We start from the raw sequence: 19,677 nt of genomic DNA on the forward strand, positions 1-19,677 counted from the left end.
CCGCGATGACCGACCACTGGCTCGACAGCCTCATCACCGCCACGCCGCAGCAGGGCTTCGAACTCGCCGTCCTGCTCAGCCGCCGCGGCGTCAAATACACGCAGCCGGACCTGTCCATCCTGCAGAAGCTGCGCCCGGAATACGCCGACTCCGCCGACGCGCTCACCGCCGCCTCGCAGGTCGTGGCCATCAACTTCCAGACGGTGGCCGCGGCCAACGACTACTGGCGGCCGTGAAAGCCGCAGGAGCGCGTCCTGCTGCGCTCCTGCGCGTGGATCAATCGCGCCTGCGCCGTCGGCGCCACAGCTTCAGCCCGCCCCACGACAGCGCGCCGCCGACCAGCAGCAGCGGCAGCAGGCCGGCGAAGATGCGGATCAGGTAGGCCAGGCTGGTGGTGAAGATGCCGCCGGACTCGGCCAGCGCGCGGCCGATCTCGCTGCGGTTGCGCTGGCTGCTGGTCGAATCCAGCTGGATCGTCACCTTCTGCGTATCGATGCGCCGGTGCTGCTGGGCCGCATCGCGCCCGGCCTGCTCCAGTCCCGCCTCGATCTCGGACAGGCGCTGGGAAATGGTCAGCAGGTCGGCCACCGCCAGATCCTTGCGCTGCTGGTATTCGCCCAGGCGCGCGTGCTCGTTCTTCAGCCGCGCCTGGGTCAGACGGGTGTCGGCCACCTGCTGCGCGAGATCCTCGGCGCGGGTGTCGCGGCGGGTTACTTCGCCCTTCTCGCTGGCCAGCGCAATGATCGGCTCCACGCCCCGTGGCGCGATGCGCACCTCGATCGCGCCGGAGGCGGTATCGCCACCGCTCTGCGACAGCTGCAGCACCGCGCAGTCGCCAAACTTCCCGCCCTGGCAGGCCTCGGCCACCGCCTTCAACCGCGGCGCGATCTGCCCGCCGGGCAGGCGCAGCTGCACCGTGTGCTCATAGGCCAGGAACGCGCCTTCCGGCGAGGCCATCGCGGCCTCGGCGGCGACGCCCGCGGTGCGCGCATCGTGCTTGCTGCAGCCCACTGCCAGCATAAGCGCCAGCAGGATGCCCACCAGCGCGCAGGAACGACGCAGCGCAGCCGTCATCGGCTGGCCCCGTCGTAGCGCGTGATTTCCAGCGCATCCAGATCGACGGCCGGCACGCAACGCAGGTTGATCGCCACGGTCGGCTCGCCGCTGCGCGGGTCCACCGCTTCGCTGAACGGGGCTACGCCGCAGACGCGGCAATGATGATGGTCGATATGCCCGGAATTGAAGCGGTAGCTTTCCAGTCCGGCGGGATCGCTCTTCAGCTCGAAACCGCTGCGCGGGCCGAACCACAGCAGCGAACCGCGCCGCCGGCAGATCGAGCAGTTGCAGGACAGCGCGCTGGCGACCGGTTCGGCCGATTCGAACGCGAACGCGATGCGCCCGCAGTGACAGCTGCCTTCGTAATGCATCGCACGACCTCCAGGGGGCACCTGGCGGCCATGGTAAGCCAATGGCATGGGCGCCCGTGCGGCAGCTGCCCTATGCTCCGGTTTTCCCTCCGCAACAGGTATCCCGATGCGCAAGCACCTGCTCGCCGCCGCCCTGCTCGCCAGCCTGGCCGGCTGCCAGAACAGCGACGCCCCGACCGCCCCGTCCACCGCAGCCGAACAGGCCGGCCAGAGCCAGGCCGACGCCCAGTTCGCCGAGCTGTCGAAGAAGGCGCTCGATACCTGGATGCAGCTGTCCCCGGTCAGCGCCACCCAGATCGGCGACCACCGTTACGACAGCGAACTCGACGACCTCAGCGCCGCCGGCCAGCACAAGGGCCTGGAGGCCAGCAAGGCGCTGCTCGCCGACCTGGACAAGATCGATGTCGGCAAGCTCGGCCGCGAGAACCAGGTCGACGCCGCGATCCTGCGCAACCAGCTGCAGTCCGACATCTGGAGCAACGAGAGCCTGCAGTCCTGGCAGTGGGACCCGCAGGTCTACAACGGCCTGGCCGGCAGCGCCATCTATGGCCTGATGGCGCGCGAATTCGCGCCGCTGCCCGAGCGCCTGAAGTCGGCCACCGCGCGCATCGAGAAGATCCCGCAGATCTTCGCCGCCGCCCGCGCCAACCTGGACCCGGCGCGCGTGCCGAAGATCCACGCCGAGACCGTGGCCAAACAGAACAAGGGCATCCTCAGCCTGGTCGAGACCTTCATCACCCCCAACATCGGCCAGCTCGAGGCGGCCGACCAGCAGCGCCTGACCGCTGCCATCGACAACCTCAACAAGGCCGTCGCCGAGCAGCAGGAATGGCTGGACAAGACCCTGGTGCCCAACGCCAGGGGCGATTTCCGCATCGGCGCGGAGAAGTACGACCAGAAGCTGAAGTTCTCGCTCAACTCCTCGCTGTCGCGCGCGGAGATCGGCGAGCGCGCCCGCGCCGAACTGGCGCGCGTGCGCAAGGACATGTACGGCATCGCCCAGGTGGTGCTGAAGGACAAGCCGGGCGCGCCGGAGATGCCGGCCGAGCCGAGCGACGCGCAGCAGCAGAAGGCCATCGAGGCCGCGCTGGAACTGGCCTATGCCGACAAGCCCGCGCGCGACAAGGTGGTGGAAGACGCCAAGGCCTCGCTGGCGCAGTCCACCGAGTTCGTGCGCACGCACGACCTGGTGACCCTGCCCGACGCGCCGGTGGACATCATCCTGATGCCGGAATTCCAGCGCGGCGTGGCCGTGGCCTACTGCGATTCGCCCGGCCCGCTGGACAAGAACCTGAAGACCTTCTACGCGGTCTCGCCGATTCCGGACGACTGGAACGACAAGCAGGTCGACTCGTTCCTGCGCGAATACAACAGCCGAATGATCCACCTGCTCTCGATCCACGAAGGCACGCCGGGCCATTACCTGGAAGGCTGGCACTCGGGCAAGTTCCCCTCCACCCTGCGCGCCGTGCTGCGTTCGGGCCTGTTCGCCGAGGGCTGGGCGGTCTACACCGAGCGCATGATGCAGGAACAGGGCTACCTGGATAACGACCCGCTGTTCCACCTGGTGCAGCTGAAGTTCTACCTGCGCACGATCGCCAATGCCATCCTCGACCAGGGCGTGCACGTGGACAACTGGAGCCGCGAGCAGGCCATGCAGCTGATGACCCACGACGCCTTCCAGCAGGAGAGCGAAGCGTCCGGCAAGTGGGTGCGCGCCCAGCTCACCTCGGCGCAGCTGCCGACCTACTTCGTCGGTGCGCAGGAACACTTCGACACCCGCAAGGCCGTGCAGGAAAAGCAGGGCGCCGGCTTCAACCTGAAGGCCTACCACGACCAGATCCTGTCCTACGGCGCGCCGCCGGTGCGCTTCGCCCGCCAGCTAATGCTGGACCAGCCGATCGAATAATCGCCCGGCTCGATGGATGCGCAAAGGCCCGGGATTCCCGGGCCTTTGCCGTTGCGCCGCCTGGAACCGGAAATCCGGCCAGTGCCGGTGCCTTCCCATCCAGCAGCCGGGACCGGATACTCCGCGACACTGCATGAGGGGAAGGACATGGGCAGCTTCAGCATCTGGCATTGGATCATCCTGCTCCTGGTATTGGGCATACCCGTCATCCTCGTGGGCCTGCTCGTCTGGCTGGCGGCCCGCGGCTCGGGGAAATCCGCCCGCGCCGCCATGCCGGTGCCCTCGAGGCCGCCGCCGTTGCCATCGACCGGAGCGCGGCTGCAGGAACTGGCCACGTTGAAATCACAGGGGCTGATCAGCGAGGCGGAGTACGAGCAGAAGCGCGCCGCGCTGCTCGACGACCTCTAGTCCCGCCCCGGCGTCTCTGCAGACCCGTGCCTGCCGGCGGCGCGATGCGGCGCCCGCGGCACCCATCGCCGCCACAGGGGAAGAAATGGACGGTTTCGATTTTCTGTTCTCGCTCTATTCGCTGCTGCTCGGCCTTGCCGTGGCGCACGCGATGACCGGCTTCGCCGACAGCTGGGTGGATCGCGCGCGGACCGCCCTCGGCGCGTCGACGATCCTGCTCGGCCTTCTCATCCTGCTGCGCGCTGCGGGGCAATGGACCTCCTTCTGGGATGGACGCGGCGGCCTGGCGATGGACCCATGGAAGGTTCTTGTCTGCCTGGGAATGGCCCTGCCCTACATCTTCATCGCCCGCGTCATGTTCCCGCGGACGGACGCCGGTTACGCCAGCATCGACGACTACTATCTGGAAAACAGGCGCGCGCTGATGACCGCGCTGCTGATTCCCACCTGCGTCAGCTTCGCCAGCAACATCGCCCTGTCGGGATCCGCGTTCCTGCAGGAACCATTGTTCATCGCGATGAAGTACGTCCTGCCGCTGGCCATTCCGCTTGCCCTGATCTTCGCCGGGCGCCAGCGGTGGCACCGCGCAGGCCTGGGGGTGCTGACGGCCTGCACGCTCGCCCTCATGTTCTGGGCGTGAAGCGCGGGTCCGCCGTTCACCCATGCCGATACCGCCCGGAGGCATGATCCGCTCCAGGCACCCGTGTTCCCCCGACACCCCGATGGAGACCGCATGAACGTGATGCTCGCCGCGCTGCTGTCCGCCGCCGCCCTTGCCGGCACGCCCGCGCATGCCGCTTCGCCGGCCGATTCACCGCTGGTCGGCCACTGGGTGCTGGAGGTGGACAGCCTGTCGATGCCGCCCGAAGCGCGACCGAAAAGCGTCAACATCGCCTTCGCCGCCACGCCGGACGGCCAGTGGAACGAACGCGTCGAAATCGTCGACCAGGGCGGCAATGCGCTGCATTCGGAGTCCACCCTGTCCCTGGACGGCACGCCCGGCCGCGCATCCGGCACCTATTGGGTCGATGTCCTCGCGGCCAAGATGCCGGAGCCCAACGTCCTGGTCATGCAGTTCGTCTACGAAGGCATCCCGCGCTCCACCCGCGTCTATTCGGTGAGCGGAGACGGGAAGGTCATGACCGAGACGGAGGCCTATTTCAAGGATGGAACGCCGGTGCTGCGGACTGCCTATTTCAGACGCGCGCCCGGCAGCCCCTGAAGGCCGCCATCGCCCCGCCGCTCCCGCGCATCCGGTGATGGCGCAAACCGGCCGTCGCATGCGCGTCGCTCCACCTCATTCGTGAAACAGGAACGCACATGCACAATGTCCTGATCTTCCCGATGGCGGCCCACGTCGCTCTGGCCGCGCTCCTGTACGTCCTGCTTACCGTCGCCCGGGCGCCCGCGGTCTGGGGCATCGGCCGCCGGGTCGACGGCGGCAATCCCTGGGCCGACGTCGAACCGCGCATCAGCGCCAATCTTTCCAACCAGTTCGAATGGCCGCTGTTCTTCCACGCCGCCTGCCTGGTTCTGCTGCCGTTCCCGCCGGGCCCGACGACGCTCGCACTGGCCTGGCTGTTCGTCGCCGGCCGCGTCCTGCACAGCGCCGTCCAGATCCTGACCCGCAACGTCCGCCTCCGGGGAATCGTCTTCACCCTCAATTTCCTCGCCGTGCTGGGCCTGTGGGTCGAAGCGGTGGGAACGTGGTCGCGCTGACGCTTCATCCCGATGGGCAAGGCGGTACCGCGGACCTGCCCCGCCCGCCCCCAGCAACGGAGTCACCATGAAACGCCTCTGGACGATCATCGCCGTGGCCGACGTCGCGCGCAGCTTCGCGTGGTATCAGTCGCTCCTGGGGCTGCCCCCCTCGCAACCCGCGCACGATCATTTCGGCCAGCTCGTCGACGCGGACGGCACGGTGCTCCTGTGTCTGCACCGATGGCAGGCGCACGACCACCCCACGCTCGCCACCCCGGCGCATGCCGAGCCCGGCAACGGCCTGCTGCTGTTCTTCCGCGTGGACGACTTCGACCAGGCCCTGCAACGCGCCCGTCGGCAGGTCGCGGCGCTGGCGCTCGCGCCCGCCCTGAATCCCGGCACGGGAACCCTGGAGTTCGCCGTCCGCGATCCGGATGGCTATTACGTCATGATCAGCGCGCAGGACGCGATCTGATGGCAGGCGACGACCGCCCCGCGCCGTACAGCGCCTCCTCTTCCTGCATCACACGCATCGGCCGCGGCAGGGAACAAGCATGACCGCCTCCGGTCCGCCTGGCGTACTCCACCCGACGCCCTCGACGGAAACCTTGCCTACTTCTGCGCCATCCGTCCGGGCTCTTCAGCCCGAGGACGCTGGAAGCGGCGGAACGCGGCCTGCCCGGCGTACCGGTGCCGCATGACGGGCAGGCCGTGGCAACCGCAGGACAGGCATTTCCCACAGCCAAGCCGCCCGAAGGGGGCGCACAGGGAGGCCCGCCATGCAGGAACCCGCGTCGCCTGCCGGCCACTGAAACCCCGTCGTCCTCACGCGGCGACAGCGCGGTGCGGCGTTACCTTGGGACATCCGGAGGGGTCGCCCCATGCATGACGATGAACAGGAAATCCGGCGGCTGGTCGACTCCTGGCTCGCCGCCAGCCGCGACGGCGACGTGGACGCCGTGCTGGCACTGGTCGCCGACGACGCGGTGTTCCTCACGCCCGGCAACCCGCCCATGCGCAAGGCCGATTTCGCCACCGCCATGCGCGCGCAGGCCGGCGCCGATGCGCCCCGGGTCGAGGGCCGCAATGCGATACGGGAAATCCGCGTGCTCGGCGACTGGGCCTTCCTGTGGCAGCAGCTGGCCGTCACCATCACCCCGCCCGGCGGCCGCCCGGTATCCCGCGAGGGCCACACGCTGACGATCCTCAACCGCCGGAACGGGCACTGGGTACTGGCGCGCGACGCCAACCTGCTCGGCCCCGGCGCATGACCCGCATGGCAACGCGTATTGACGGCCCGCGACCATCGGCGCTATTGATCGGCACCCCCCAACCGAGACGCGCGCGTGGAAACGATCGACTGGAACGACTTCACCAAGGTGGAACTGCGCGTGGGCCGCGTGGTGGCCGCCGAGCCGTTTCCGCAGGCGCGCCGGCCGGCCTACATCCTGCAGGTGGATTTCGGCCCGGAGATCGGCGTGCGCAAGTCCAGCGCGCAGATCACCGACCTGTATGCGCCGGAAACGCTGATCGGCAAGCAGGTGGTGGCCGTGGTGAATTTCCCGCCCAAGCAGATCGGGCCGATCATGTCCGGGTGCCTGGTCACCGGCTTCCACAACGCCGGGGGACAGGTATCGCTGTGCGTACCCGAGCACGAAGTCCCGCTCGGCACCCGGCTGCTGTAACGGGCTTTTTCCCTCCCTGCGGAGCACTGCCATGCACAGCGATTTCCTCTGCCGTTTCCTGCTGTGGTCGCTCGCCTTCAACTACGCCGTGCTGTTGACCTGGTTCATCGCCTTCATCTCCGCGCGCGGCGCGCTGCGGCGGCTGCACGGCCGCTGGTTCGCGTTGCCGGACGCTACCTTCGATGCGATCCACTACGGCGGCATGGCCGTGTACAAGATCGGCATCCTGCTGTTCAATCTCGCGCCGCTGGTTGCGCTCTGCCTGGCGCGCAACGGCGGTTGACCCACAACCTTCGCTGGCATCCGCCGGTTCCCCGACGAGGACTCCCATGACCCGCTCCGCCACCGCCAAGAGCAGTCCGCGCAAAAGCACGGCCACGAAGAAGGCCGCCAGCACCTTCACCGCGGAAGAACAGGCCGCCATGAAGGCGCGGGCACGGGAACTGAAGGCCGAGGCGCGCGCCAACCGCAGCAGCGCCGAAGGCGAGGCCGACCTGCTGGCCCGCGTCGAGGAAATGCCCGCGGCCGAGCGCGACGTGGCGCGCCGCATCCACGCGCTGGTGATGGCCGCTGCGCCCGGCCTGCAGCCACGCACCTGGTATGGCATGCCGGCCTGGGCGAAGGACGGCAAGGTGCTGTGCTTCTTCCAGAGTGCGGGCAAGTTCAAGACGCGCTACGCCACCTTCGGTTTCAGCGACCAGGCCACGCTGGACGACGGCGGCCTGTGGCCCACGTCGTTCGCCATCCACCGCTTCGGCGACGCCGAGGCCGCCACGCTGGCCTCGCTGGTGCGCAGGGCAGCCGGTTGAGCCGGAATCGACCATCCATCTCTCCCGCGATGGGAGGGCAACGCCAGGACAGCAACCAACGGGGACAGTACATGGGCAAGGGACGTCTTGAAGCATTCAGCGACGGCGTACTGGCGATCATCATCACCATCATGGTGCTGCAGATCCAGGTCCCGGACGGGGCCACGCTGGCCGCGCTCGAACCGTTGATCCCCACGCTGCTGGCCTATGTGCTCAGCTTCGTCTACGTGGGCATCTACTGGAACAATCATCACCACCTGCTGCAGGCGTCCAGCCGCATCTCCGGCAGCGTGCTGTGGGCCAACCTGCACCTGCTGTTCTGGTTGTCGCTGCTGCCCTTCGGCACCCGCTGGATGGACGACTACTACACCCAGCCGCTGCCCAGCGCGGCCTATGGCGTGGTGCTGCTGGGCGCAGCGGTGGCGTACTGGCTGCTGCAGCGGCGCATCATCGCCGCCGAGGGCGACAGCTCGGCACTGAAACAGATGCTGGCCGGTGACTGGAAAGGCAAGCTGTCCCCGGTGCTGTATCTGCTCGGCATCGGCCTGAGCTTCGTACAGGTGCATCTGGCGCAGGCAACCTACGCGCTGGTGGCGCTGCTCTGGCTGATCCCGGACCGCCGCATCGAACGTCGCATCGGCTGAGCCGCCGCGGCGCGCAGGCAGGCCGAAGTACAGCTCGGACGGTCACGGCCGATCCGGCAGGCGCAGGAATCCTCCTCCATCCGGTTCCATCCGCGAAGGCAGACGCTGTCCAGGGACTACCGCGCCGCACGTCAATTGCCGCACCAGTACCCGCAGGCGGTGCGGCAGCTGTAAATCATCGCCGACGCGATCAGGGCCGGCGAGCTGGACGCGGACCCGCGCGCAACCCAGGCGCGGGCGTTGATCGCCAGGACCGCGCCGCAGTCCAGCGCCCGCAGCGAGGCCGCGCAGGCGGCCACACGAGATCGCCAACGGCGGCTTTGCCGATGACGGCTGCGGCAGCGGTCGTTGTGCCGGGTCTGCAACGGGTGCCGGCGCGGATCAGGCTGCCGGCATGAGGCACGCAACGCGCCGGTGGCGCCCGATCAGCAATCCCGCCTTGCGCTTCAGGCGCATATCGCGCGTGCACGGCCTATGCTGTCGGGGTTTCAGTACGCGCGCGGCCACCCCGCCGCGCCGGTTTTCCCTCTGACGGAGTTCCACCATGTCTCTTTCGATGTACAGCGCCTCGATACCCGTTCTCAAGCAGATGCTCGGCGCCTTGTCCGGGGTCTTGGCCAAGGCCGAAGCCCATGCCGCCGAGAAGAAGATCGAACCGGCCGCGCTGCTTGGTGCGCGCCTGTTCCCGGACATGTTCCCGCTGGTGCGCCAGGTGCAGATCGCGGCCGATTTCGCCAAGGGCATCAGCTCGCGCCTGGGCAATACCGAGGTGCCGTCCTGGCCGGACGACGCCGAGGCCGGCTTCGCCGAACTGCAGGCGCTGATCGCCAAGGCGCTGGCACACCTGGACAGCTTCCGCGCCGAACAGTTCGAAGGCAGCGAGTCGCGCGAGATCGTGCTGCGCGCCGGTACGCCGAAGGAGAAGAAGCTGCAGGGCGATGTGTACCTGCTGCAGTACGGCCTGCCGCAGTTCTTCTTCCACGTGACCACCAGCTACGCGATCCTGCGCCACAACGGCCTGGAGATCGGCAAGCGCGATTACATGGGCAGCTACTGAGTCCACCGGCCCGGCCGGGCCCTGCCTGGAAGCCTCCGCCGGTGCTGCCGGCGGCGGCTTTTCACGGCGCAGGACAACGGCCGCCGGCGCCGCGGCCTCAGTCTTCGGCCGCGACAAAGCCCCCGGTCTGCCGCGCCCACAGCCGCGCGTACAGGCCACCGGCGGCGAGCAGCTCGGCATGGCTGCCGGTCTCGACGATGCGGCCATGGTCCATCACCACCAGCCGGTCCATGCGCGCGATGGTGGACAGGCGGTGGGCGATGGCGATCACCGTCTTGTTGCCCATCAGCTCATCCAGGCTCTCCTGGATGGCCGCTTCCACCTCCGAATCCAGTGCCGAGGTCGCCTCGTCCAGCACCAGGATCGGCGCATCCTTGAGCAGCACCCGGGCGATGGCGACGCGCTGGCGCTGGCCACCGGAGAGCTTCACGCCGCGCTCGCCGACATGGGCGTCGTAGCCGCTGCGGCCCTCGCTGTCGCGCAGATCGGCGATGAAGCCATCGGCGCGGGCCTTGGCCACGGCGGCGCGCAGCTGGTCCTCGGTCGCATCGGGGCGGCCATAGAGCAGGTTGTCGCGGATCGAACGGTGCAGCAGCGAGGTGTCCTGGGTGACCACGCCCACCTGCGCGCGCAGCGAGTCCTGCTGCACGGAAGCGATGTCCACGCCATCGACCAGGATGCGGCCGCGTTCGACGTCATGGAAACGCAGCAGCAGGTTCACGAGCGTGGATTTCCCCGCCCCCGAGCGCCCGACCACGCCGATCTTCTCCCCGCAGCGCACGTGCAGGTCCAGTCCTTCGATCACCCCGTGGTTCTTGCCGTAATGGAAGGACACGCCCTCGAACCGGATGTCGCCGGCCAACCGCGCCAGCGCCGGGGCGCCGGGCGCATCGTCCACCGTCGGCGGCAACGAGATCGAATTGATGCCGTCATGCACGGTGCCGATGTTCTCGAACAGCGCCGACAACTCCCACATGATCCACTGCGACATGCCCAGCATGCGCAGCACCAGCGCCACGGTCACCGCGACCGCGCCGGCGCTCACCGAGCCGCCGTGCCACAGCCACAGGCCCAATGCCACCGCGGAAAACAACAGCAGCATGTTCAGCGCATACAGCAGCGAGTAGATCCGCGTCGCCAGCCGCATCTGCGGATGCACCTTGTCCAGGAAGCCGGCCATCGCCTCGCGCGCGTAGGCCTGCTCGCGCCGCGAGTGCGAGAACAGCTTGACCGTGGCGATGTTGGTGTAGCTGTCCACGATGCGCCCGGTCATCTCCGAGCGCGCATCGGCCTGCTCGCGCGAGATGCGCTCCATGCGCGGCACGAAATGCCACATCAACAGCGCATAGCCGGCCAGCCAGGCCGCGAACGGCAGCATCATCCGCCAGTCCGAAGCGCCGGCCACCGCCAGCGTGCCGATGAAGAACACCAGCACGTAGTTGCCGATGTCGAACAGCTTGACCACGGTCTCGCGCACCGCCAGCGAGGTCTGCATCAGCTTGGTGGCGATGCGCCCGGCGAATTCGTCCTGGAAGTAGCCCATCGACTGCCGCAGCAGGTAGCGGTGCACGCTCCAGCGGATCCGCATCGGGAAATTGCCGAGCAGGGTCTGGTGCTGCACCAGCGAATTGAGCAGCACCAGCAGCGGCAGCGCGACCAGCACCAGCAGCGCCATCCACAGCAGGCGCGGGCCCTCGACATCGAGGAAGGTGGCCGGCGTGGTCGCGCCAAGCCGGTCCACCAGTGAGCCGACATAGGCATAGAGCGCCAACTCGGCCACGGCGATGCCGGCGGTGGTCAGCGCCATCAGCAGCAGCCATTTTTCCGCGCCGCGCGTGTAATGGCGACAGAAGGCATACAGGCCGCGCGGCGGCTGCGTGGGCGGATCGGACGGGAACGGGTCGAGGCGGGATTCGAACCAACGGAACATGGAGACGGGCCAGCGAACGGATGGGGTTGGCCATTGTCGCGTATCCCCGCGACCCAGGGTGCCGGCAAGGCGCGGCGTTCGCGCGCCGGCATGCAGCCCGGGCGATGCAGGTCATGTCGACGGGCTCGCCCGTTCGGCATGCAGCAGCGCGGGGAGGTCTCCAGAAGAGTGGGATGGCGCCTTCGCTGCCAGACGGCGAAGGCACGGACTCCCTGCGATCGTGCCGGGTGGATGCCGGGCCGGGAATGAATCGACAGGATGCCGATCAGGAGAGCCCGCAGGGTCGATGCCGACCGCCGATGGCGCGCCGGACACGGCCATGTGCGGCTGGCGGGAAAGGGGCAATCCTGCCCCTTTCCCGTCCATCCCCGGCGCGCATCCTGCCGAGAACCGCGTCCGGCAGGCGCCGGATCGTCACTGCGCCGTCGGCTGCAGCAGCAGATCCTGGAAATCGAAGCTGAAATCGGTCAACGACGAAACCGCCTGCATGCGCACCTCGCGCACCTTGCCGTCGGGATCGAGGCTGAAGTTGACGAAGGCGTCGGCGTTGAGCGAGCGGTTGTCCCAGCGCACGATGAAGGTGTCGTGCTGCCAGTGCTCCATCGTGCCCTGCAGATCGGCAGTAGCGCCGAAGCGCAGGCGCAGCCTGCCGCCCTTCTGCTCCACGGACACGTCGCCGTACCACGCATCGCGATAGGTGCCGGCATAGCCGGACAGCGGCAGCGACGGCCGGCTCTTCGCATCGCGCGCGGCCACGTGCTTCTGCCAGCCTTCGTCGGCGCCGTCCTGCGCCTTGGCAACGCTGGCGGCGTAGGCGCCCACCCAGTCATGCGCGGGCGCGCCCAGCATCGCGTCGAGCACGCTCAGGGTGATGGCGTTGAACGCCGCGCCCGATTCCTGGTTGGTCAGCACCACCACGCCCAGGTTCTGGTCGGGCACCAGGGTCAGCCGCGACACCTGCCCCGGCCAGCCGCCGGTGTGCCACACCAGCTTCTGCCCGCGGTAGTCGCTCAGGCTCCAGCCTTCGCCATAGCCGGCGAAATTGGGCTTGGCCGGCATCAGTTCCGGCACCGACGGCGTGGCCACCACCTGCGGGATCTGCATCTGCCACATCTGCTGCTGGGTCTTTTCCGAGAACAGCGGCGTGCCGTCGGCCAGCCTGCCGCCGGCCAGCTGCACGTTCATCCACCGGGCCAGGTCGTGCACGCTGGAATAGATGCCGCCGGCACCGGCGTTGTTGGACCAGGTCAGCGGCGCCACCGGGCGCAGGTCCTTGAAGTCGAACTTGGCGTGGCCGATGGCCGGCTTGTCGCCGGGCTTGAGGTGGTCGGCGTTGTAGCGGGTGCCGGCCATGCCGACCTTGTCGAAGATGCGCTGCTGCAGGAAATCGGCGTACGACAGGCCGGACACCTTCTCGATCACCTGCTGCGCCACCGCGTAGAGGATGTTGTCGTAGGCGTAGCGGTCGCGGAAGCCGTTCTTCAGCGGCACGTGCGCCAGCCGCGCCACCACTTCGGCGTTGCTGTAGGTGGTGGTCGGCCAGAACAGCAGGTCGCCGGCGCCCAGGCTCAGGCCGCTGCGGTGCGAGAGCAGGTCGCGGATGCGCATCTCGCCGGTGACGTAGGGATCGGACATGCGGAAGCCGGGCAGGTGGTCGACCACCCGGTCGCTCATCTTCAGCTTGCCTTCCTCGGCCAGCAGGTTCAGCGAGGTGGCGGTGAAAGCCTTGGTGTTCGAAGCGATGGCGAACAGCGTATCGGCCTGTACCGGCTCCGGCCTGCCGATCTCGCGCAGGCCCCAGCCGCGCTCCAGCACGACCTTGCCGTCCTTGACCACCGCCACCGCCACGCCCGGCACGTCGAACTGCTGGCGCACCCGTTCCACGGTGGCGTCGAGCTGCTGCAGTTCCCCCGGCATTGCCGTCTCCTGTGCGTCGGCCGCCTGCGCCGCCATGCCCATCGCGAGCGCCAGCCCGCTCCCCAACCACTTGTTCAATGCGTTCTCCCTCGAGATCGATGCCGGCATGCCGGCCTTCTCGCGATGGTAACGCGGCCGCGCCCACCCTCGCCCTCCACGCCACCGGAACGCCGCCATGGACCTCGCCGCCCGCACCACCGCCACCATCATCCCGTGCCTGCGCTATCGCGACGCGCCGGCGGCCATCGACTGGCTGTGCCGCGCCTTCGGCTTCCAGCGCCACGCCGTCTACCAGGACGGGAACACCGTCCACCATGCGCAGCTGGTGTTCGGCAACGGCATGGTGATGCTCGGTTCGGTGCAGCCCGGCGCCTGGGGCAGCAACATGATCCAGCCCGATGAGGTGGGCGGCATGGAGACGCAGAGCGCCTGTGTGATCGTGAGCGACGCCGACGCCCACCATGCGCGCGCCACGGCGGCCGGCGCGGAGATCGTCATCGACATCGCCGACCAGGACTACGGCGGCCGCGGCTATGCCTGCCGCGACCCGGAAGGCCACCTGTGGTGGTTCGGCAGCTACGACCCGTGGGCCGCGAAAGCGCCATGAACCCAAGGACGGTACGCGGATGGGCGCGGCAGCGATGCGTCCGCGGAACCTGCCGATAGAATCGGCGCGATGACGCCCCGCCCGGACCCGCATGCCCATGGATGACCTGTTCGCTCCCGCCCCCGCAACCACGCAGGGCGTGCACGTGGGCATCGGCGGCTGGACCTACGCGCCCTGGCGTGGCGGCATGTTCTACCCGCCGGGGCTGGTGCAGCGGCGCGAGCTGGAATACGCCAGCCGCCAGCTCACCGCCATCGAGATCAACAGCACCTACTACGGCACGCAGAAGCCGGCCATCTACGCCGGCTGGCGCGATGCCACGCCGGAAGGCTTCGTGTTCTCGGCCAAGGCGCCCAAGCGCATCACCGGCGCGCGGCAGCTGGCCGGCACCGGTACGCAGGTGCAGGACTTCATCGCCGGCATCGCCGCGCTGGGCGACCGGCTGGGGCCGCTGGTCTGGCAGTTCGAGGCCGGGCGCACGCTGGACCCCGACGACTTCGCCGGCTTCCTCGACCTGCTGCCGCCGCAGGTGGACGGCCGGGCGCAGCGGCACGCACTGGAGATCCGCGACCCGGCCTTCCTCGACGCCGGGCTGGTCGCGCAGGCACGGCAGCGCGGGATGGCGCTGGTCTTCACCGATTCGCCGGACCATCCCAATGCCGCCGACCTGTGCGCCGACTTCGTCTACGCGCGACTGATGCGCAGCCGCGACGACTGCGCCGCCGGCTATCCGCCGCGGGAACTGGCGCGCTGGGCCGAACGCATCGGCGACTGGCGCCAGGGCCGCGACCCGCACGACCTGCCGCACTCCAGCCCGGTGACGGCCACCCCGGCGCCGCGCGAGGTGTTCGTCTACTTCATCAGCGCGGCCAAGCACCGCAACCCGGCGGCGGCGCGCGAACTGCTGCGCCTGCTCGGCGGAAACTGAAGCGCGCGGTGCGGCGTCGGCCGCACACATCGGCGACAATTCGTCGATGCCCAATCCCGATACCCGCAAGGCCCTGCTGCAGATCCATTTCTGCGTGCTGCTATGGGGCGTGACCGCCATCCTCGGCAAGCTCATCACCCTGCCCGCACTGCCGCTGGTGTGGTGGCGCATGCTGCTGGTGGTGGCGATGCTGGCGCTGCTGCCGCGGGTATGGCGCGGGCTGTCGGCGCTCACCCTGCGGCTGGCGCTGGGCTACGGCGGCATCGGCGCGCTGGTGGCGCTGCACTGGCTCACGTTCTACGGCGCGGTGAAGCTGGCCAATGCCTCGGTGGCGGCCACCTGCATCGCACTGGCGCCGGTATTCACCGCCATCGTCGAGCCCTGGATCGCCAAGCGGCCGTTCCAGCCGCGCGAGCTCGCCTTCGGCGTGGCGGTGCTGCCGGGCGTGGCGCTGGTGGTCGGCGGCGTGCCCGATGGCATGCGCCTGGGCGTGGCGGTGGGCGCGCTGTCGGCGCTGCTGGTGGCCCTGTTCGGCTCGTTCAACAAGCGCCTGGTCAGCCATGCCGATCCGCTGACCGTCACCGCGCTGGAACTGGGTGCCGGCACCCTCACCCTGACCCTGCTGGCACCGGCCCTGCCGCTGCTGCTGCCGGCACTGGCCAGCCCGCTGTGGGTGATGCCCGACCTGCACGACGGCGTCCTGCTGCTGGCGCTGTCGGGCCTGTGCACCCTGCTGCCGTTCGCGCTGGCGCTGGTGGCGCTGCGCCATCTCAGCGCCTACACCATGCAGCTGGTCACCAACCTGGAACCGGTCTACGCGATCGTGCTGGCGGTGCTGTTCCTGGGCGAGCAGCGCGAGCTGACGCCGCTGTTCTACCTGGGCGTGGCGATCATCATCGGCGCGGTGTTCCTGCACCCGCTGCTCAACCGCACGCGGCCGCTGCCCGCTACGGCCAGCAGCCCGGGGCTGGAATAAACGGCTTTCAGCCGGCGACCACCACGCGGTCGCGGCCCTGCGCCTTGGCCTGGTAGAGCGCAGCATCGGCACGGCGCAGCGTTTCCTGCGCCGATTCGCCGGCGTGCTGCACCGCCAACCCGATGCTGATCGTGACCGGCAACCCCATCGGCAGGTGCGCCACCGCTTCGCGCAGGTACTGGCATTGCAGTTCGGCCTGCGCCAGCGGCGTGTCCGGCATCAGGATCACGAATTCCTCGCCGCCATAGCGCGCGGCCATGCCGCGCCCGGCGAAGTGCGCGCGCAGCACGCCGGCCAGCTCGACCAGCACCCGGTCGCCTTCGTCGTGGCCGTGGATGTCGTTGACCTGCTTGAAGTGGTCGATATCGACGATGGCCACCGCCGGCGGCCGGTCGGCCCCCCGCTCGATCGCCTCGGCCAGCGCCGCGGACAGCGCGCGCCGGTTCGGCAGGCCCGTCAACGGATCGGTGCGGGTCTGCTCGGACAGCTCCACGTTCTGCTGCTCCAGCTGCGCGTAGTACTCGGCCAGGCGTGCCTCGTACCAGTCATGCTCGCCCTGGTGGAGGTCGATGCGGCGGCGCAGGCCGCGCATCTCCAGCATCAGCCCCACCTGCCGCGACAACGCCCACAGCGCTTCGGCCTGGCCGAGCGCAAGCTGGCCCGGGTTCGAATCGAACACGCACAGCGTGCCCAGCGCGTAGCCGTCGCTGCTCAGCAGCGGCGCGCCGGCGTAGAAGCGGATGAAGGGATCGGCGGTGACCGAGGGATTGCCGCGGAAGCGCTCGTCCTGGCACGCGTCCTCGACCACGGTCAGGTGCGTCGGCTGCAGGATGGCATGGGCGCAGAACGCTTCGTCGCGCGGGGTCTGCTCGCCCTCCAGCCCCTGCAGAGATTTGAACCACTGCCGCTCGCTGTCGATCAGGGTCACCGCCCCCATCGACGTGCCGCAGATGGTGCGGGCGATGGTCACCAGGTCCTCGAATTCCTGTTCGCGCGGGGTATCGAGGATGCGATAGCGCTGCAGCGCGGCCAGGCGTTCGGCCTCGTTGGCGGGAAGGGCGGGCTTGATCATCCGGGTCCGGGCCTGTGTCCTTGGAAACGGCGTAAACAGGCCGAGTCTAGCCTCACCGCGCGGCGATCAGCGCGGCGAGCCGGTCACACTTCACCATTCCCGCTGCTGCGGCAGCAGTCCGCGCAGCTCCTGCTCGGTGAGGTTGCGCCATTGCCCGGGCTTGAGCGCGCCGAGCTTGACGTTGTCGATGCGCACCCGGCGCAGCTGGGTGACGCGGTAGCCGAAGGCCGCGGCCATCAGCCGGATCTGGCGGTTCAGGCCCTGCTCGAGGACGATGCGGAAGCCGAACTTGGCGATGCGCGTGGCGCGGCACGGCAGCGTCATCTGGTCGTGGATGCGCACGCCGCGCGCCATGCCGCGCAGGAACTCGTCGGTGACCGGCTTGTTCACCGCCACCAGGTATTCCTTCTGGTGGCCGTTCTCGGCGCGCAGGATCTGGTTGACGATGTCGCCGTTGCTGGTCATCAGGATCAGGCCCTCGGAATCCTTGTCCAGGCGACCGATCGGGAAGATGCGCTGCTCGTGGCCGACGAAGTCGACGATGTTGCCCTTGACCGCGCTCTCGGTGGTGCAGGTGATGCCCACCGGCTTGTTCAGCGCGATGTAGACATGCCGGCGGCCGGTGGTCTTCTGCACGACGCGGGCACGCAGCGGCTGGCCGTCCACGCGCACTTCGTCGCCCTCGCCGACCACCGCGCCGGTGCCGGCGACGATGCCGTTGACGGTCACGCGGCGGGCGCCGATGAGGCGGTCGGCCTCGCGACGGGAACAGAAGCCGGTTTCGGCGATGTGCTTGTTGAGTCGGTTCGTCATCGACGGATTATCCGCCATCGCCCGGGTCGCCGGACAGCACGGGCGCATCGTCGCCCGCGGCGACCACGCGATCGCGGCCGCCGCGCTTGGCCTGGTACATGGCGTTGTCGGCGCGGCGCAGCAGCGCGGTCAGGTCATCGCCCTGCGCACGCATTTCCGCCAGGCCGATGCTGACCGTGACCACCGGCCCGTCATGGCGCCGCTCGGCCGCCTGCCGCGCGATCTTCTCGCGCAGCTGCTCCAGCCGCGGCAGGGCCGCCTCGGCGTGCGTGCCTGGCAACAGCACCAGGAATTCCTCGCCGCCCATGCGGATCACGTCGTCGCGGTCGCGCACCGCGGCAAGCAGCATGTTGGCCACCGACACCAGCACCGCATCGCCCATCTCATGGCCGAAGCGGTCGTTGATCTGCTTGAACAGGTCGATGTCCAGGAAGCCGATCGACAGGGGCAGCCGGTCCTTCCGCGCACGGAGCATGTGGCGTTCGAGCTGGCGCAGGCCGGCGCGGCGGTTGGGCAACCCGGTCAGGGCGTCGGTGTCGGCCAGCTGGCGCATCTCGTCGCGCTGCTGGCGCAGCTGGCCGAGCCGGCGGTTGATGCCGTAGGCATACATCATCAGGAACCAGGTCACCGACAGCTGCACGGCCTCGACCCGGAACCGCACCAGGTCGCGGCTGCCGGCGATGTCCGCCAGCGCCATCAACAGCAGCGGAGCCACCGCGGCGACGCCATCCACCGCCTGGTAGTCGCCACGGCGCAGCGAGACGATCCCGGCCACCAGCGCCAGCACGCAGACCAGGCTGAAAGCGTGGTCCAGCGCGGCGGCGGCCCAGGCCAGCCCGGCCCATGGCAACAGCGGCGTGACCAGAGCCAGCGCCAGCAGCAGCTGCGCGAAACGGCGCACCCAGGGGCGCGATCGCGGCCAGGTCTGCAGGCCGCCGCACAGACGCCACAGCACCCAGCCCATCACCGCGATGCTCAGCGCCGAGGCCGACACCATCCACCAGGGGGCGAAACCGCCCACCGGCAGCCAGGGTTCGGGATAGCCGCTCAGGCCGCTGAGTACCGACTGCCAGACCACCAGCAGCGCAGTCGCCAGCGTGTAGACCAGGAAGTCGCGATCGCGGGTGGTGAGGAAACCCATCAGCGCCGACAGCGCCAGGGCGATGGCAATGGCGATGCAGGCGGTGCGCACCAGCAGGCGCATCGTATCCATCTGCTGCACCGGGCTTGGCGCACCCAGCCGCAGCGTGGGAACCCAGCGCGCCTTGAGCGGCGTTTCCCAGGCCACCCGGATCGGCTCCATGTCACCCGGCTTGGGCACCAGCACCATGCCGATGCCCGCCCGGAAGCGCGAATCGCGGGTACGCGCGTCCTGCATGTTGCCGCAGATCCGGCGGTCGCCGTGGGAGATCATCACTTCGCCGGCGAACACGTTGAACACGTCCACCGCCTGCGGCGCGCCGGACCAGCCTTCGGCGGGCGCGGCGATCAGGATGCCGTCGCCCAGCCGCTCCAGCGTTTCGGGCGGACAGGCGCGGATCGGCGCCTGTTCGTCGGTCGGCTCGCCGACCAGCAGGTAATCCCGGCCTGCCTGCGGAGTCTGGGCGGCGGCAGCCAGCGGGAACAGCAGAAGCGCCAGCAGCAGGGACAGCAACATCGGCCCCGCCATGGCCCGCGCCTTCATCCCACTGCCCGCGATCACCATCCCTTCCCCTGCATACATCCCGACGCGTCCGCGATTATCGCATGCGGCTTTTCCGCCCTTGTCGGGAAAACCCGATGACGGCCTCGTCT

Annotated in this window: 23 protein-coding genes; 16 read left to right on the forward strand and 7 right to left on the reverse strand. The window is 69.1% G+C overall.

What is annotated here, in order from left to right; all coding sequences use genetic code 11:
* Positions 1-5: 5 nt before the first annotated feature.
* Positions 6-236: a hexameric tyrosine-coordinated heme protein gene (locus QMX80_RS01295; protein WP_273085125.1), complete on the forward strand. Its 231-nt coding sequence runs from the start codon at positions 6-8 to the stop codon at positions 234-236.
* 40 nt (positions 237-276) lie between these two features.
* Here the strand turns inward: QMX80_RS01295 and QMX80_RS01300 are convergent, their stop codons facing one another.
* The gene (locus tag QMX80_RS01300; RefSeq protein ID WP_273085148.1) at positions 277-1,020 is read right to left on the reverse strand and encodes a DUF4349 domain-containing protein; all 744 of its coding nucleotides are present in this window, start codon (positions 1,018-1,020) and stop codon (positions 277-279) included.
* Between the two features lie 50 nt (positions 1,021-1,070).
* Positions 1,071-1,427 (reverse strand): GFA family protein, encoded by a 357-nt coding sequence (locus QMX80_RS01305; RefSeq protein WP_055764468.1) that lies wholly within the window; start codon positions 1,425-1,427, stop codon positions 1,071-1,073.
* Positions 1,428-1,533: 106 nt separating this feature from the next.
* Here QMX80_RS01305 and QMX80_RS01310 point away from each other — a divergent pair, with 106 nt between their 5' ends.
* The 12 genes from QMX80_RS01310 (at position 1,534) to QMX80_RS01365 (ending at position 9,640) form a co-directional block, all read left to right on the forward strand.
* Positions 1,534-3,336 (forward strand): DUF885 domain-containing protein, encoded by a 1,803-nt coding sequence (locus tag QMX80_RS01310; RefSeq protein WP_282274741.1) that lies wholly within the window; start codon positions 1,534-1,536, stop codon positions 3,334-3,336.
* Between the two features lie 147 nt (positions 3,337-3,483).
* Complete coding sequence (locus QMX80_RS01315) at positions 3,484-3,744, forward strand: SHOCT domain-containing protein (RefSeq protein WP_273085118.1); 261 nt, start codon at positions 3,484-3,486, stop codon at positions 3,742-3,744.
* A gap of 85 nt (positions 3,745-3,829) precedes the next feature.
* Complete coding sequence (locus QMX80_RS01320) at positions 3,830-4,384, forward strand: hypothetical protein (RefSeq protein WP_282274744.1); 555 nt, start codon at positions 3,830-3,832, stop codon at positions 4,382-4,384.
* A gap of 117 nt (positions 4,385-4,501) precedes the next feature.
* Positions 4,502-4,966, forward strand: a complete 465-nt coding sequence (locus QMX80_RS01325; RefSeq protein ID WP_345782335.1) for a LuxR family transcriptional regulator — start codon at positions 4,502-4,504, stop codon at positions 4,964-4,966.
* A 98-nt stretch (positions 4,967-5,064) separates the two neighbouring features.
* A complete protein-coding gene (locus QMX80_RS01330) occupies positions 5,065-5,463 on the forward strand; it encodes an MAPEG family protein (RefSeq protein WP_282274749.1) in 399 nt (132 codons plus the stop codon).
* A 67-nt stretch (positions 5,464-5,530) separates the two neighbouring features.
* Entirely contained in the window at positions 5,531-5,920 is a 390-nt protein-coding gene (locus QMX80_RS01335; RefSeq protein ID WP_282274752.1) for a VOC family protein, read from the forward strand.
* 406 nt (positions 5,921-6,326) lie between these two features.
* Complete coding sequence (locus QMX80_RS01340) at positions 6,327-6,716, forward strand: SgcJ/EcaC family oxidoreductase (protein ID WP_273085106.1); 390 nt, start codon at positions 6,327-6,329, stop codon at positions 6,714-6,716.
* 75 nt (positions 6,717-6,791) lie between these two features.
* Positions 6,792-7,130 carry a tRNA-binding protein gene (locus QMX80_RS01345; protein WP_055764452.1) on the forward strand — a complete coding sequence of 113 codons (339 nt, stop codon included), beginning with the start codon at positions 6,792-6,794 and terminating at the stop codon, positions 7,128-7,130.
* Between the two features lie 31 nt (positions 7,131-7,161).
* Positions 7,162-7,413 carry a DUF6868 family protein gene (locus QMX80_RS01350; RefSeq protein WP_055764450.1) on the forward strand — a complete coding sequence of 84 codons (252 nt, stop codon included), beginning with the start codon at positions 7,162-7,164 and terminating at the stop codon, positions 7,411-7,413.
* Positions 7,414-7,459: 46 nt separating this feature from the next.
* The gene (locus QMX80_RS01355) at positions 7,460-7,939 is read left to right on the forward strand and encodes a hypothetical protein (protein ID WP_282274758.1); all 480 of its coding nucleotides are present in this window, start codon (positions 7,460-7,462) and stop codon (positions 7,937-7,939) included.
* 71 nt (positions 7,940-8,010) lie between these two features.
* A complete protein-coding gene (locus QMX80_RS01360; RefSeq protein WP_055764446.1) occupies positions 8,011-8,583 on the forward strand; it encodes a TMEM175 family protein in 573 nt (190 codons plus the stop codon).
* A gap of 544 nt (positions 8,584-9,127) precedes the next feature.
* Entirely contained in the window at positions 9,128-9,640 is a 513-nt protein-coding gene (locus QMX80_RS01365; RefSeq protein ID WP_282274762.1) for a DUF1993 domain-containing protein, read from the forward strand.
* Between the two features lie 97 nt (positions 9,641-9,737).
* On the opposite strand, the gene QMX80_RS01370 is transcribed toward QMX80_RS01365, so the two are convergent.
* Positions 9,738-11,570, reverse strand: coding sequence for an ABC transporter ATP-binding protein (locus tag QMX80_RS01370; protein ID WP_055764442.1), 1,833 nt, complete (start codon positions 11,568-11,570; stop codon positions 9,738-9,740).
* Between the two features lie 414 nt (positions 11,571-11,984).
* Positions 11,985-13,529 (reverse strand): serine hydrolase, encoded by a 1,545-nt coding sequence (locus tag QMX80_RS01375; protein ID WP_055764440.1) that lies wholly within the window; start codon positions 13,527-13,529, stop codon positions 11,985-11,987.
* A gap of 133 nt (positions 13,530-13,662) precedes the next feature.
* Here QMX80_RS01375 and QMX80_RS01380 point away from each other — a divergent pair, with 133 nt between their 5' ends.
* The 3 genes from QMX80_RS01380 (at position 13,663) to QMX80_RS01390 (ending at position 15,998) form a co-directional block, all read left to right on the forward strand.
* Complete coding sequence (locus tag QMX80_RS01380; RefSeq protein WP_055764438.1) at positions 13,663-14,094, forward strand: VOC family protein; 432 nt, start codon at positions 13,663-13,665, stop codon at positions 14,092-14,094.
* 97 nt (positions 14,095-14,191) lie between these two features.
* A complete protein-coding gene (locus QMX80_RS01385) occupies positions 14,192-15,022 on the forward strand; it encodes a DUF72 domain-containing protein (RefSeq protein WP_055764435.1) in 831 nt (276 codons plus the stop codon).
* A gap of 46 nt (positions 15,023-15,068) precedes the next feature.
* A complete protein-coding gene (locus tag QMX80_RS01390; protein WP_055764433.1) occupies positions 15,069-15,998 on the forward strand; it encodes a DMT family transporter in 930 nt (309 codons plus the stop codon).
* Positions 15,999-16,005: 7 nt separating this feature from the next.
* Here the strand turns inward: QMX80_RS01390 and QMX80_RS01395 are convergent, their stop codons facing one another.
* The 3 genes from QMX80_RS01395 to QMX80_RS01405 form a co-directional block, all read right to left on the reverse strand.
* Positions 16,006-17,070 carry a sensor domain-containing diguanylate cyclase gene (locus QMX80_RS01395; protein WP_055764430.1) on the reverse strand — a complete coding sequence of 355 codons (1,065 nt, stop codon included), beginning with the start codon at positions 17,068-17,070 and terminating at the stop codon, positions 16,006-16,008.
* A gap of 90 nt (positions 17,071-17,160) precedes the next feature.
* Positions 17,161-17,883, reverse strand: coding sequence for a pseudouridine synthase (locus tag QMX80_RS01400; protein WP_055764428.1), 723 nt, complete (start codon positions 17,881-17,883; stop codon positions 17,161-17,163).
* A gap of 7 nt (positions 17,884-17,890) precedes the next feature.
* Entirely contained in the window at positions 17,891-19,540 is a 1,650-nt protein-coding gene (locus tag QMX80_RS01405; protein ID WP_282274773.1) for a GGDEF domain-containing protein, read from the reverse strand.
* Positions 19,541-19,677 lie beyond the last annotated feature (137 nt).

This window comes from Stenotrophomonas sp. PS02297, from assembly GCF_029959705.1.
Classification (GTDB): domain Bacteria; phylum Pseudomonadota; class Gammaproteobacteria; order Xanthomonadales; family Xanthomonadaceae; genus Stenotrophomonas; species Stenotrophomonas nitritireducens.